Genomic DNA, 12,871 nt, shown 5'->3' on the forward strand with positions numbered 1-12,871 from the left:
AGCTATTGGAAAGTTAAATTGAAAGCGGGTCTTTATATGGGTACTGTTGTAGGAGGTATATTAATTTGCCTCATCGTATTATGTATACGTCTGTACAATGAAAAGGCGACGTTACAACAAAAAATAGATTTATATAAACCGATGATTGAAACGACTGAAGGTATCAGGGATATATTATATTACTGTGAAGTTTACCCGAAACTAAAGTATCTTTATTTAAGCCCAAGTTTAGAAAGTAATTTAGGGCCGAATATACTGCAAAAACATTTAGAAAATCCGGATTTGATTTTTGACATTGTTCATCCGGATGACATCGATATTTTAAGGAAGAAACAATCGGGAACCCTTAACTTCGATAAACCGATAAAATTAAGATTTAAAAACCATTTGGGAGAATACATCTGGTTTGAAGAATATGCCACACCTGTTTACAAAGACGGAAAAATAATCGCGGTACAAGGCGTTTACAGAAACGTACATAGTAATTATATTTTACAGGAGCAGCTTGAATACAAATCGACCCATGATGGATTAACGGGTCTGTGCAATAGAGAGTACTTCCAATTGAAAAAGAAAGAGTTTGATCAAATTTCAATCCCTATATCTGTAATTGTCGCAGATTTGGATGACTTGAAAGAAGTTAATGATGAATATGGTCATCAGATGGGGGACCGTTTAATTGTTGCAGCAGCAGATTGCTTAAAAAAATTTGCAGACGAAGAAATGATTGTCGCAAGAATTGGCGGAGATGAATTTATAGTGGTGATGCCGCATAAAAATAGTTTTGAAGTTGAACAGTATATAGAAAAAGTACGCTTGGAAATGAAAGAATTTTCTAATTTATCACCATTCTCGCCCATTCAAATTTCAATGGGCTATGAGTATGCACCTTCTTCATATGGTGTAATGAGGCAACTGCTTAATAAAGCCGACCAAAAGATGTATAAAAATAAAAAGATGAAGAAGATGCTGGTTGAAAACAGATAAACTTTCTGGCATACATATTAATTTTTAAAGGGGCCGGGACATAAGTAGAATAACCGTTAAATAAGAGGAAAGACATTATTAAAAAACGGATATTTGAAAAATTGATTGGAATGCAGGGCGACTCCTGCGGGAATAGCGTGACGCCTGAGACTACAGGCTCAGGCCACGCCCGCGGAAAGCGTCCCGGAATGGAAATCAATTTTAACGTTCAGCAAAAAATCACTATTTTTCTCTGAGAGAAAATAGTGTTTTTGGGTTATGTCCCGGCCTCCTTTCTTACGATTAATCAAGTGTATTCTTCAACTTTTGTAGCTATTTTAGATTTAAGTGTAGGGGCATAGTTTCTCTCTTTATTTTACACTTATATTTTTATATGCCAAAAAGACCTAACGATTTTTATTTTTTTCGAGAGGTCTGTATGATATAGTGGAGTTACGTTTTATTACGATTTCTGAGCTGGTAGTGCGGACTCATAATCGTAAAGGATGCCTCGTGTTAATAACTGAAATGTCACTTTCAGAAACTTATTAACACAGGCGATGATCGCAACCTTATGAGGCTTTCTCTGAGGTTGCGTTTTTAATTTATAATAGTAATCCGCAAAATGATTTGGTTTCTCTTTTAACATAAGCATCCCTTGCATCATGAAATATAAAATTTTCCGCAAATGTTTATTCCCACGCTTATTGATACGATCCCGATATTGTGTGTTCCCGGATTGATAGCGCATGATATCGATCCCTGCGTAGGCGTTTAATTGTTTTGCATTTCGGAAGCGGCGAATATCACCGATTTCACCAATCAAGCGACAAGCTGTTGATTCACCCACACCAGGGATGGAGCGTAATACAAGATATTCTTGACGTTCTTTTGATAGCTCCGTCATCTGTTGGACAAGCGCCTCTTTCTTTTCCTTCAGTTCTGCAATACGAGTTGCGTAATCCTTTACTTGATCACACCTTACATCTGTCGGCTTAATGGCCGGATAACTATTTTGAGCTGCTTCCATCAGTTCAACGGCTTTTTTCTCTGCACGAGTAAGGGAAAGGTTCTTTTTCGTATTCGCCTTCAACCGATTTTTTATGACGGTTTTTGAATGAGACAAAACAAAGGTAGGGTGTGGGTAAAGCTGTACGATATTTAAAAATAATGCGGAACTTGGCGTAATGAGTTTTTCAAGCTCTGGAAAACTCATCTGTAAAATCGCATGCATCCGACTCTTTAGTAAAATCATTTCCTCATCGATTTCATCATAATAGCGTGTAAGTGCACGCATCTGTTCATAATAATCATCTTGAACGTAAGTCGCTTCACGTTCCAATCTAAAATGCGTTTTGGCTAGTTCATGTGCGTCACTTACATCCGTTTTATGGCGTCGCATTTTCGCCATCTGTAAATTCGCTTCAAGTGGATTCATCCGACTATATGTATAGCCATGATTTTTGAAAAACGCTTCTACTGATTTGGAATAGACGCCTGTTGCTTCAAATACAATTTCAGGAGCTTGTCCATCTAGTTTCTTCATTTCTTCGATACGCTCGTGTAATCGCTCAAAGTCAATTCGTGTGTGATTTAATTCGCCTTCAAACTCACATTTTCGATACCGATCATAAATAACGACCGAACTTTTGCCTTTACTAACATCTAACGCAATGACATGTTTCATGATTTCATTCTCCTTTTTAGCCAGTCATAGAAGCCTTCACAATACCTTATCGATTCCACTTTCTTATACACGATCTCTTTGGACCCAACATACTAAACTGATTCATATAAGGGCGTGAAGTTAGCCGGTTTTTTTAAACGGACTCACAAATGGTCCCAGGGGCTGGTCGGCTTTTCTTCACTTCTACTATAAAAAAATAGTAGCACAAACCATGGCCTTGGTTTGTACTACTAATGTTAGTATGTTTCTTTTGGCCAAATACATTGTTAAGGTGCAATAATATCATTCTTTTTTTTCCCCACAAACTCCAGTGCGTAAATATGTGTTTTGGATAGAGCAATGACTTCTTCAATAAAATCTTCTTTGGATTCTTTAAAATTGCTGTTAATCCAATTTTGAACAAGCCCGTAAAATCCATATGCTGCATATCTTTTAAAGTAATCCATGTTGACCGGAATATTATTGATTGTCTGGAATACGAACTGTTCCTCGTAAATTTTTAATATTGTTTGAGGGAATTTTATATGGAATCCTGCTAATGTATCGTCGTATTTAATGAGTTCAAAAAAGTTCCGGTTATCATATATGTAAGAAATAATATTAAAAGATGGGGCACTTAGTTTAGTCGTATATATTTTTTGACCAGGAGAGTAAGGTTTTCCTGCTGATTCTTCTAATCCGGCAAGCATTGTTTCAAGTAATTCTTCAGCCAGTTGAATTTTATCCTGGTAATGTACATAAAACGTACTGCGATTGTATGATGCTTGATCTACAATATCTTTTACGGTAATGGCATGGTACCCCTTCTTTTTAATAAGCTCAATTAACGCAAATTTAAAATGTTCTTTTGTTCGATTTTTTCGCTTGGATATATCCATTTGGTTATTTTCCATCGTTACCCCTCCATCTAAAAAGACAAAATATTAAAAAGTGTCTACTAATTATACATTTTACAATATTTTAATGATTGTTGAATTTATTGGAATTGATAAAATCAAGTTGTAGAACAAAGACACTTATTTCTGTTATTTATTTTAATTTAACTCAAATAAGTATATTTTCAATAAATCGATATACTGGGAGGAAGAAAAGATGGGTAAATTACAAGATAAAGTTGCAGTCATCACTGGTGGTGCATCAGGTATTGGTGCAGCTACAGCAAAATTATTTGTCTCTGAAGGTGCTAAAGTGGTACTAGTTGATTTAAATGAAGAAAAAGGTAAAGCTTTCGAAGCGGAATTGAAAGCGCTTAACGCGGAAGCATTATTTGTTAAAGCCAATATTACAAATGAAGAAGAAGTAGCAAATATATTTAAGCAAACGATTGAAGCATTTGGCAAAGTAGACGTAGTATTTAACAATGCGGGAATCGGCCGTGTTTTCCCTTCACATGAATTGGAATATTCAGAGTGGCGCAACACAGTTAACGTCGACTTAGATGGTGTTTTCCTGGTAGCCCGTGAAGCAATCCGTGAAATGTTGAAGTCTGGCGGAGGTTCAATTATTAACACCGCTTCTATGTATGGATGGGTTGGTTCACCTGGGTCGGCTGCTTACAATGCGGCAAAAGGTGGCGTAATTAACTTAACTCGCTCACTTGCACTTGAATATGCAGAGCAGAATATTCGTGTGAACTCATTATGCCCAGGCTTCATTGACACTCCGATTATTCCGGAAGAGAGCAAACAGGCATTAGCTTCAATGACGCCGATGAAACGTCTTGGACAAGCAGAAGAAATGGCAAAAGCCGTATTATTTATGGCAAGTGACGATTCTTCATTCATGACCGGCAACAGCTTAACGATTGATGGAGGCTATACAGCTCAATAATTATGATTCAAAACGCACTTTCAATTTGGAGTGCGTTTTTTGATGGAGTAGGCTGTTTTATTAGAACAATTGTATGGGATATTAGAAAAAGTGGCGGCGATATTAGCCAATCTTTCATGGATATTAGAACAAAGCCGGCTCTTTTTAGAACAATGGAAGGATATATTAGAACTTCTCGGTTTTATTAGAACAAATAAAAATATATTAGAACATTTTCATTTATATTAGAAAATCCCCCTTACATCAATTCCTGCTAACCGTAAATAAGTATTTCTGTTAGAATAAATTTACAGTAAATTCTAACAATTTAGGGGGCTTAGTATGGAGGAGATTCAGGAGAAGAACTTAAACAGCGATACAATTACGAAATTAGACGAAATAGTGGAGACTATTTTAGGTGAGGATAAGGCAACTTTTACGCTTCGGGACCGGACTTCAGGGGAGATTCTTTATACATACCGAGGGGAACGTTTAATGCGTCCGGCATCCAATATGAAAATCCTGACAGGGGCGGCTGCAATCGCAGAACTTGGACTGGACTACAGGTTTAAAACCGAAATATATATCGACGGAAATGTTGAAGACCACACGTTAAACGGTGATATTTACGTAAAAGGCTACGGTGACCCGACAATAAATGAAGCGGCACTTAAGCGTTTTTCAGAAGTTTTGCGGGAATGCGGCATCCTTCATGTGAGCGGTAAGCTGATCGGCGATGATACATATTTCTCGGGTGATACATTGCCCCCGGGTGTTGATGATGAAGGGGAAACCCATTATTACGGAGCCCGTATCTCGCCAATTACGATGTCACCGAATGATGATTTTGATGCGAGCACAATTATTGTGGAGGCGACTGCAGGGAATATCGGGGAGAAGCCGAGTTTCCATGTCATCCCGCATTTAAGTGGTCTGCAAATTTCTAATGAAGCAAAAACAGTAGACAAAAATGCTGAAAATACTTTAGAAATCCGCCGTATCAATAATACAAATCAGATCGTGATTACAGGTGATATACCGGAAGGAGAAACGGCGAAAGTTTGGGTTTCCCACGAGAACCCTACGAAAAACACACTGCTGTTTTTCAAAGAACTATGTAAAGATGCGGGCATCCGCTTTGAACAGGAGGACAGCATTGAGAGCGGCATAACACCAAGTCATGCCAGACTAATCCATGCACACGAGTCTCGTTCGATCGCGGAGATATTTTCGATTTTTATGAAACTAAGCAATAACAGCATCGCCGATATTTTCCTGAAAACGATGGGGAAGCAAAAGCATGGAACAGGGGATTACGAACACGGTCTAAAAGTAGTGCGCGCTTATTTGGAAAAGCAGCAAATTGATTTTGCGACATGGCAATTCGCTGATGGATCCGGCCTGTCACATCATAACTGCCTGCACTCAAACGGTATATCCGAGCTTTTGTACGTGCTGCAAAAAGAACCGTATTTCCAGAACTTTTATGAATCATTGCCGGTTGGAGGAAATATAAATAGACTGGTTGGAGGTACATTAAAAGACCGCTTTTTGGAGCCGGAACTGCAACAGCGAATATTCGCCAAAACCGGCTATATTCATGAAGTGAATACATTAGCAGGCTATGTAACAGGAAAAAGCGGAAAAGACTATATTTTCTCGATTATGCTTGAAGGCCGGGAAGAAGGTATTCCGTTTTTGGATGAAGGATTGAAGGCGATTATTGAAGCAGTATAAAAATAAAAACAGTCTCGATTATTAGCTTTTGTCTAATAGTTGGAGACTGTTTATTAAGGAATTAAATATACTGATAAAATAATCCGTCACGTGTATCAAACCAAATCAGTTTCCCGTGTTTTTTACGAGGAATTGTTGCCTGTAAAGCCCATTCAGGGAACTGCTTGTATAACTGAATCTGATCACCTGTTGCCAGCGCGATAAATGATACGTAATGATCTTTTGTCATCGGGTGGTCTGCGGAAATAGACCATTGCATATCGATTTCTTCTACATTTAGTTTTTGTTCATCCGTAGCTTTTACAGCAGTTAACGGTTCCAATTTCCGTCCGCAGCACGAAACTGTAAAATTCCCGGTTGCTAACCCGATATTTGAACAGCTTGGACATACATAATAGCTTGAATTTTTCATATTGCCTCCTACGAAATCATTTTGATTTATTTCACCTGTCAGTAAATTTTCTATTGGAATATCGAAGAGGGCAGCGAGCTGAGGGAGAAGTGTAATGTCAGGACATCCGATCCCTCTTTCCCATTTTGAAATGGTACGATCCGATAAAAACAGTGCATCTGCCACTTGTTTTTGTGTCATCCCTTTTCCCTTACGCAATGTATAAATTAATTGGCCAATTTTTTCATTATCCATTCGTTTCCCTCCTACTGTTTTAGCATAAAAGGATTGAAGCAGATTCGCAACAAACGGAGCGTGGAGTTGGGTGTGGAAAACAGGATTTTGATTCCCCGCCTCTAATCTTCTTTTTGGTATAGTGAGTAGAGAAACAATATAAAGGGGCTTATATAAATGAAAATCAGAGAAATGAAGCAACAGGAAATTCAGACAGTGCGTGCATTGCGTTTAAAAGGATATGGTGAATACGCAAAGCACGTATCACCAGAACACTGGGGTGTATTAAAAACCAGTCTGCTTTCGGATAACGACATTAAAAACAATGCCCGGATTTTCGTGGCCGAAGAGGATGGAGTTATTGTCGGCAGCGTCGTATTATTTCCTGCCTCCACTCAAGCTTATGACTGGACGGACGATGTGCAGGAATTTCCGGAGATTCGCATGCTTTCCGTGGACCCTGACATTCGGGGAAAAGGTATCGGACGGGCGTTAGTTGTTCATTGCCTTGAGTTAGCGAAAGCAACTGGTTCCGAACAAATCGGGCTCCATACAGCATCATTTATGACAAAAGCATCCGCTCTTTATGAAAGTATGGGCTTCCAGCGTGTTCCGGAGCGGGACTTGGAACCGATGAATGACGGAATCGTTGTAAAAGGCTATCAACTTAACCTTCTTACATAGGAAACAATCTGCTATGTACAACATAAAGCACAAAAACATCCACTTTTCTCTCCAGAGGAAAATGGATGTTTTCAATTTGCTCCGGCGACTTTTTCAACACACTACTCACTGCTTTTCCAAAACCTTTCGTTCAATCAGTTCAACGCCTTTATACATAATCGTCGCCAATACAATAATGATGAGTAGCGCCAGGAATACTAATGTAAAGTTGAACACTTGGAACCCGGAAATAATGAGGTAGCCGAGACCGCTTGATGATACTAAAAATTCCCCGACAATTACCCCAACCCATGACAATCCGACATTCACCTTTAAAGTAGAGATAATTGTCGGAGTAGAGGCGGGAAGAATCACATGACGGAATGTTTCATACTTGGAAGCCCGGAAAAGCTGCATCACTTTAATATAGTTTTCGTTTACTTGCTGAAAAGCGGAAAAAATAACAATGGTCGAAATAATAACTGAAATGAGCACACCCATGACGAGAACTGCAAGCATATTCGGTCCGAAAACTACGAGAATCATCGGTCCGATCGCTACTTTAGGCATTGCATTCAATACGACAAGATAGGGATCCATCACATTGGCGAATGTTTTGGATGACCAGAGCGAAATCGCGAGCAATGTTCCGAGAAGGGTACCCAATATAAAGCCGACAACGGTTTCAAACAATGTAATCGCAATATGCGGAAATAAAGTGCCGTCCGTTATTTTTGTGATAAATAGGCTCCCAACCGCACGCGGGCTGCTGAAAATGAGCGGATCCAGTATGCGGAAATGTGTCGTAACCTCCCAAAATAGAAGAAGACCGACAAGGAGCAGTATTTGGAAAGAGAAAATTTTTCGTTTTTCACGTCGCCGTTTCTCATTATATTGCTGCTGCAGCTGTTCAATTTTCATCCGAATCAAGCTCCTTCCATATTTCCTGGAACAGTACTTGGAAAGCAGGGGCATTTCTTGCTTCGAATGGTGTCAGCTCGCGAACTTCCTGTGGGATGATGAAGCTTTTCACAATAGTCCCCGGACGAGGGCTAAAGATGAATACTTTATCGCTCATCGCGATGGCTTCACTAATATCATGCGTCACCAAAATAGTCGTCGTTGAAAATTGCTTCAACGTATCCGATACAAAGTTTTCAAGTGAAAGTTTGGACCGGAAATCGAGCGCCGAAAACGGTTCATCAAGTAAAAGTAATGTTGGTTTCACGGCAAGTGTCCGGGCAAGGGCGATACGTTGGCGCATTCCCCCCGAAAGCTGCGGCGGGTAAAGTTTTTTCGTATGGGCCAATTCGAATTGTTCGAGCAGTTCATCCACAATCGAGCGATCTTCTTCTCTTTTTAACAGTTTCAAACCAAGGGCGACATTGTCTTCAATTGTTTTCCATGGAAACAGAAAATCCTGCTGAAGCATATAGCCGATTTCAACATCCGATTCCGCAAAATTAATCGAACCTGTTGTGGGTTTCAATAAGCCTGCCAGTAAAGAGAGCAGTGTGGATTTCCCACAGCCGCTCGGACCTAAAAAGGAGACAAATTCTCCTGAATTAACTGTAAAATTTACATTTTCAAGAGCTGTTGCGACTTGCTGTTCTTTAAAGAAATGATGGGTAACATTTTTTACTTCCAAATAAGTCATTTACTTCACAACCGCATCTGCAAATGACCGGTCTACTAAATCTTTGTAAGCTGGCTCAAACTCCAGCACGCCTGCTTCGGTCATTACATCAAGTAGGTTTTGGAATTCCTCTTCATCGATAATCGGATCTTTTGCAAAAGACTCCTGATCACGGTAACGCGTCACAACCTGCTCAATAATCTCTTGGTCTGTATCTTCAAAGTAAGGAGCGATCGCTTTTGCCACGTCAGCACTCGATGCTTCATAAACCCACTTCTGTGCTTTATAAAGGGCCTTCGTAAAGCTATCCATCATTTCTTTTTCAGAGAACGTACTTTCTTTTGCCATAAATACCGTATAAGGAATGGCACCAAGCTCTTCACCGAATGAAGCGACGATTTTTCCGATGCCTTGCTGTTCAAAAATACTTGCAGTCGGTTCGAAAAGTTGTACATAGTCACCCGTACCTGAAGCAAAGGCGTTCGCAATATTGGCAAAATCGATATTTTGAATCAGATTTAAATCATTGTGCGGGTCAATCCCTTGTTTTTTCAGCACAAATTCGCCGGCCATTTGCGGCATCCCGCCAACACGCTGACCTAAAAATGTACTGCCTTTTAAACCATCCCAGCTAAAGTCGACATTCTGATCACGCGCAACCAAAAATGTTCCGTCTGTTTGCGTCAGCTGTGCAAAGTTGATGACTTTATCATTCGGATTTTGCCCTGATACATAAACCGAAGTTTCAGCTCCGATTAAAGCAATATCAATGCCGTCCGATAAAAGCGCGGTCATCGTTTTGTCTCCGCCGGGGATAGTTGACAGTTCAATCGATAAACCTTCATCTTCAAAAAAGCCTTCTTCAATCGCTGCATAAAGAGGAGCATAAAATATAGAACGGGTTACTTCGCCTACTTTTACTTCCTGTAAATCCTTCTGTCCGCAGCCGACCAACAACAATAAAAGCCCAACGAAAAGGGCGGTTCTAAGCCATTTCATTTGGTCATCCTTTTCTCTAATAGTGTTGTTGTATCGTATGCAGTAAAGGGGTGAGAGGTGTTACTTCCATATTTCCATTTCACCATGCAACGTGGTCATGGTACGATAAAGATAACTATTTAGTAAGGTGGAGAATGTTATGGATTTAAATCATCTGAAAGGACAGCTTGCAAAACCGCAGCCTCTGTTTTTAGGGGAAGACACTGCTTTTCGGTCGGCCGTGCTCATCCCGCTTGTAAAAAAACAGGGCGAGTGGCATATTTTGTTTGAAGTGCGTGCATTCACGATGCGCAAACAACCTGGTGATATTAGCTTTCCTGGCGGGAAAATTGATGAGACAGATGAATCGCCGCTCGCTGCAGCGCTTCGGGAAACACATGAAGAGCTCGGAATTGACCAGCAGTCGATTGAACTAATAGGCCGTCTCAGTCCATTTGTTATATCACCGGCTTTTGTTGTCTATCCGTTCATCGGCATCATCGAACAGTCGGAACTGGACACATTTAATAAGGATGAAGTCGAAGAGTTGTTCACAGTCCCGTTAAACTGGTTGCTGACACATGAACCGTATGTGCATTATGTTCCGATTGAACCGAAGCCTCCGATTGATTTCCCGTATGATAAAATTGCGAACGGCGAAAATTACGAGTGGCGCGCAAGCCGGATGGAAGAATGGTTTTATGAATACGGAAAGTACACAATCTGGGGTCTGACAGCACGATTATTAAAGCACTTTATTGAAAAATTAAAATAAAAAATTCAGGCGTCTTCTCATTACCGAGGAGACGCCTTTTCCCTTGCTTCCTATAGATTATTAATAGTTTTGATTGGGAGGGAAAATATGCAAATGCTATGGTAAAATCAGTGTATTGCCCTAATGTTGGGACGTAGATAAAAGGAACTGGGGATTATAACAACCAAAGAATCAGGAGGCATTTATGAAAGGGAAAAAGATGTTATATATAGGAGTTGTTGTAGCGATCGTGATTGCTACAGCTTTAGATATTGCATTTAAAGGTTTAGGATATCAATTGCTGCAAAAAATATTTTCATAAGTCGTAATCACCCGCAGCATATTCAATGTAGCGGGTTTTTTATATAAAAAAAGCAAACCTTTGTAAGTAAAGGCTTGCTTAAATAACTACAAATTATAAAGCTGTGTATATTTATCCTGTAAGTAGTCGGTCAAATATTTTGCGGAAAGCGGTTCACCGGTACCTTCCAAAATTAACTCATTCGGTTTTTTTAATGCACCGTATTGATGGACTTTATTCGTCAGCCACTCTTTAATAGGTGCCAGTTCTCCGCGTTCGCAAAGCTCATCGAAGTTCGGAATGTCCTGATCCATTGCGTGTTTCCACTGTGCAGCATACATGAAACCTAGCGCATAGCTTGGGAAGTAGCCAAAGCTGCCATCACTCCAGTGCATATCCTGCAGCACACCTTCTGCATCATTTTGCGGACGGATTCCCAAATATTCTTCGTATTTTTCATTCCAAACGCGCGGCAAGTCTTCCGCCTGTAAGTCTCCATTGAAAATCTCACGCTCAATTTCATAGCGGATCATGATATGAAGCGGGTACGTAAGCTCGTCTGCCTCGATACGTATTAATGAAGGCTCCGAGAAATTGATCGCCTTTAAAAATGCTTCGGATGGTACGTCCCCAAATTGCTCAGGTGAATGTTTTTGTAAAATAGCGTAATGATGTTTCCAGAAGCTTTCATTCCGTCCGATAATATTTTCATAAAATAATGATTGAGATTCATGTATTCCCATTGAAGCACCTGTCGACAATGGCAGGCCGTTTAATGAAGCATCAATATTTTGCTCGTATAAAGCGTGTCCGCATTCATGAATCGTGCCAAAAACAGCGGAACGGAAATCATTTTCATCATACTTTGTCGTAATCCGGATATCTCCGCTGTTTAAACCGATCATGAACGGATGAACCGTTTCATCCAAGCGACCTGCTTCAAAGTCATAGCCGAACTGCTTCAACAATTCCAGTGAAGCGGCATGTTGTCCGCTTTTCGGGAAGTGTTTAAATAACAGGGAAGTGTCCGGTTTGTTTTTTGATTCACCGATCGACTTTACTAAAGGAACGATTGTTGCCTTCAGCTCACCGAATAACTCGTCGAGCGTATCCGTCGTCATATTCGGTTCATATTTGTCCAATAATGTATTATAGGCAGAACCATTTTTAATGCCCCAGTACTGAACAAACCGCTTCTGATAATCGATTACTTCTTTTAAGTACGGTAAAAAAATCTGGAAATTCGATTTTTCTTTTGCTTCTTCCCATGCCGCTTCCGATTTCGCTTTTAAAATCGTGTAAGCTTTAAATTCCTCGGCCGGTATCTTTTTAGACTCGTCATATTCTTTCTTAACTTCTTCATAAAGACGCTGTGTTACAAAGTCCAGTTTCTCATTTTGAAGCTCAGAAAGCATTTTCCCCAGCTCATCACTCGTTTGAAGAGCAAATAATTCTGCAGACAAGGTTCCAATCACTTCCGCACGTTGTTCCAACCCTTTTCGGGGAGCCCCTGTACGCATATCCCAATAAATAACGGAAAGCGCCTCTGAATAGTTTTGCATTTTCTTCACATAATTAATAAAGGTTTGTTGCATAATAGGTCACCATTCCTTTCACATTTATTATATAGTACATGGAATCTATTTTTTTAGTATAAAATATAAAATAATTTTCGAAGAATATATAAATAGGTAGAAACTAATATCAGAAAAAAT

Annotated in this window: 12 protein-coding genes; 5 read left to right on the plus strand and 7 right to left on the minus strand. The window is 39.8% G+C overall.

The features are described from left to right. Positions 1-36 precede the first annotated feature (36 nt). Complete coding sequence (locus MKX73_RS07960; RefSeq protein WP_340716982.1) at positions 37-987, plus strand: sensor domain-containing diguanylate cyclase; 951 nt, start codon at positions 37-39, stop codon at positions 985-987. A 442-nt stretch (positions 988-1,429) separates the two neighbouring features. Here MKX73_RS07960 and MKX73_RS07965 read toward each other — a convergent pair whose 3' ends face one another. Together MKX73_RS07965 and MKX73_RS07970 are read right to left on the minus strand one after the other, a co-directional pair. After that, entirely contained in the window at positions 1,430-2,653 is a 1,224-nt protein-coding gene (locus MKX73_RS07965; protein ID WP_340715959.1) for an IS110 family transposase, read from the minus strand. A 266-nt stretch (positions 2,654-2,919) separates the two neighbouring features. Further along, on the minus strand, positions 2,920-3,546 hold the full coding sequence (locus tag MKX73_RS07970) for a TetR/AcrR family transcriptional regulator (RefSeq protein ID WP_340716983.1): 627 nt from the start codon (positions 3,544-3,546) through the stop codon (positions 2,920-2,922). A gap of 199 nt (positions 3,547-3,745) precedes the next feature. Between MKX73_RS07970 and MKX73_RS07975 the strand changes: the two genes are divergently transcribed. Further along, positions 3,746-4,483 carry an SDR family NAD(P)-dependent oxidoreductase gene (locus tag MKX73_RS07975; protein ID WP_340716984.1) on the plus strand — a complete coding sequence of 246 codons (738 nt, stop codon included), beginning with the start codon at positions 3,746-3,748 and terminating at the stop codon, positions 4,481-4,483. Positions 4,484-4,804: 321 nt separating this feature from the next. After that, positions 4,805-6,199 (plus strand): D-alanyl-D-alanine carboxypeptidase/D-alanyl-D-alanine endopeptidase, encoded by a 1,395-nt coding sequence (dacB, locus tag MKX73_RS07980; protein WP_340716985.1) that lies wholly within the window; start codon positions 4,805-4,807, stop codon positions 6,197-6,199. 61 nt (positions 6,200-6,260) lie between these two features. Here the strand turns inward: dacB and MKX73_RS07985 are convergent, their stop codons facing one another. Continuing rightward, on the minus strand, positions 6,261-6,845 hold the full coding sequence (locus tag MKX73_RS07985; RefSeq protein WP_340716986.1) for a helix-turn-helix domain-containing protein: 585 nt from the start codon (positions 6,843-6,845) through the stop codon (positions 6,261-6,263). Between the two features lie 156 nt (positions 6,846-7,001). Here MKX73_RS07985 and MKX73_RS07990 point away from each other — a divergent pair, with 156 nt between their 5' ends. After that, positions 7,002-7,508 (plus strand): GNAT family N-acetyltransferase, encoded by a 507-nt coding sequence (locus MKX73_RS07990; protein WP_340716987.1) that lies wholly within the window; start codon positions 7,002-7,004, stop codon positions 7,506-7,508. A 105-nt stretch (positions 7,509-7,613) separates the two neighbouring features. Here the strand turns inward: MKX73_RS07990 and MKX73_RS07995 are convergent, their stop codons facing one another. The 3 genes from MKX73_RS07995 to MKX73_RS08005 are packed head-to-tail and all read right to left on the minus strand — an operon-like array spanning position 7,614 to position 10,122. Beyond that, positions 7,614-8,408, minus strand: a complete 795-nt coding sequence (locus MKX73_RS07995) for an ABC transporter permease (protein ID WP_340716988.1) — start codon at positions 8,406-8,408, stop codon at positions 7,614-7,616. After that, a complete protein-coding gene (locus MKX73_RS08000; RefSeq protein WP_340716989.1) occupies positions 8,398-9,144 on the minus strand; it encodes an ABC transporter ATP-binding protein in 747 nt (248 codons plus the stop codon). The genes MKX73_RS07995 and MKX73_RS08000 overlap by 11 nt, the downstream gene beginning before the upstream one ends. Further along, a complete protein-coding gene (locus MKX73_RS08005; RefSeq protein WP_340716990.1) occupies positions 9,145-10,122 on the minus strand; it encodes an ABC transporter substrate-binding protein in 978 nt (325 codons plus the stop codon). It lies immediately after the preceding gene. A gap of 139 nt (positions 10,123-10,261) precedes the next feature. Between MKX73_RS08005 and MKX73_RS08010 the strand changes: the two genes are divergently transcribed. Beyond that, positions 10,262-10,876 carry an NUDIX hydrolase gene (locus MKX73_RS08010; RefSeq protein WP_340716991.1) on the plus strand — a complete coding sequence of 205 codons (615 nt, stop codon included), beginning with the start codon at positions 10,262-10,264 and terminating at the stop codon, positions 10,874-10,876. A 387-nt stretch (positions 10,877-11,263) separates the two neighbouring features. Here the strand turns inward: MKX73_RS08010 and MKX73_RS08015 are convergent, their stop codons facing one another. Continuing rightward, positions 11,264-12,751, minus strand: coding sequence for a carboxypeptidase M32 (locus MKX73_RS08015; protein ID WP_340716992.1), 1,488 nt, complete (start codon positions 12,749-12,751; stop codon positions 11,264-11,266). Positions 12,752-12,871: the final 120 nt, after the last annotated feature.

Source organism: Solibacillus sp. FSL W7-1436 (assembly GCF_038007305.1).
GTDB lineage: Bacteria > Bacillota > Bacilli > Bacillales_A > Planococcaceae > Solibacillus.

What these genes read in the sequence shown, in the direction of transcription:
- MKX73_RS07960 (WP_340716982.1), top strand. Translation starts at nt 37, where the DNA reads ATGGGTACTGTTGTAGGAGGTATATTAATTTGCCTCATCGTATTATGT.
- MKX73_RS07965 (WP_340715959.1), bottom strand. Translation starts at nt 2,653, where the DNA reads ATGAAACATGTCATTGCGTTAGATGTTAGTAAAGGCAAAAGTTCGGTC.
- MKX73_RS07970 (WP_340716983.1), bottom strand. Translation starts at nt 3,546, where the DNA reads ATGGAAAATAACCAAATGGATATATCCAAGCGAAAAAATCGAACAAAA.
- MKX73_RS07975 (WP_340716984.1), top strand. Translation starts at nt 3,746, where the DNA reads ATGGGTAAATTACAAGATAAAGTTGCAGTCATCACTGGTGGTGCATCA.
- dacB (WP_340716985.1), top strand. Translation starts at nt 4,805, where the DNA reads ATGGAGGAGATTCAGGAGAAGAACTTAAACAGCGATACAATTACGAAA.
- MKX73_RS07985 (WP_340716986.1), bottom strand. Translation starts at nt 6,845, where the DNA reads ATGGATAATGAAAAAATTGGCCAATTAATTTATACATTGCGTAAGGGA.
- MKX73_RS07990 (WP_340716987.1), top strand. Translation starts at nt 7,002, where the DNA reads ATGAAAATCAGAGAAATGAAGCAACAGGAAATTCAGACAGTGCGTGCA.
- MKX73_RS07995 (WP_340716988.1), bottom strand. Translation starts at nt 8,408, where the DNA reads ATGAAAATTGAACAGCTGCAGCAGCAATATAATGAGAAACGGCGACGT.
- MKX73_RS08000 (WP_340716989.1), bottom strand. Translation starts at nt 9,144, where the DNA reads ATGACTTATTTGGAAGTAAAAAATGTTACCCATCATTTCTTTAAAGAA.
- MKX73_RS08005 (WP_340716990.1), bottom strand. Translation starts at nt 10,122, where the DNA reads ATGAAATGGCTTAGAACCGCCCTTTTCGTTGGGCTTTTATTGTTGTTG.
- MKX73_RS08010 (WP_340716991.1), top strand. Translation starts at nt 10,262, where the DNA reads ATGGATTTAAATCATCTGAAAGGACAGCTTGCAAAACCGCAGCCTCTG.
- MKX73_RS08015 (WP_340716992.1), bottom strand. Translation starts at nt 12,751, where the DNA reads ATGCAACAAACCTTTATTAATTATGTGAAGAAAATGCAAAACTATTCA.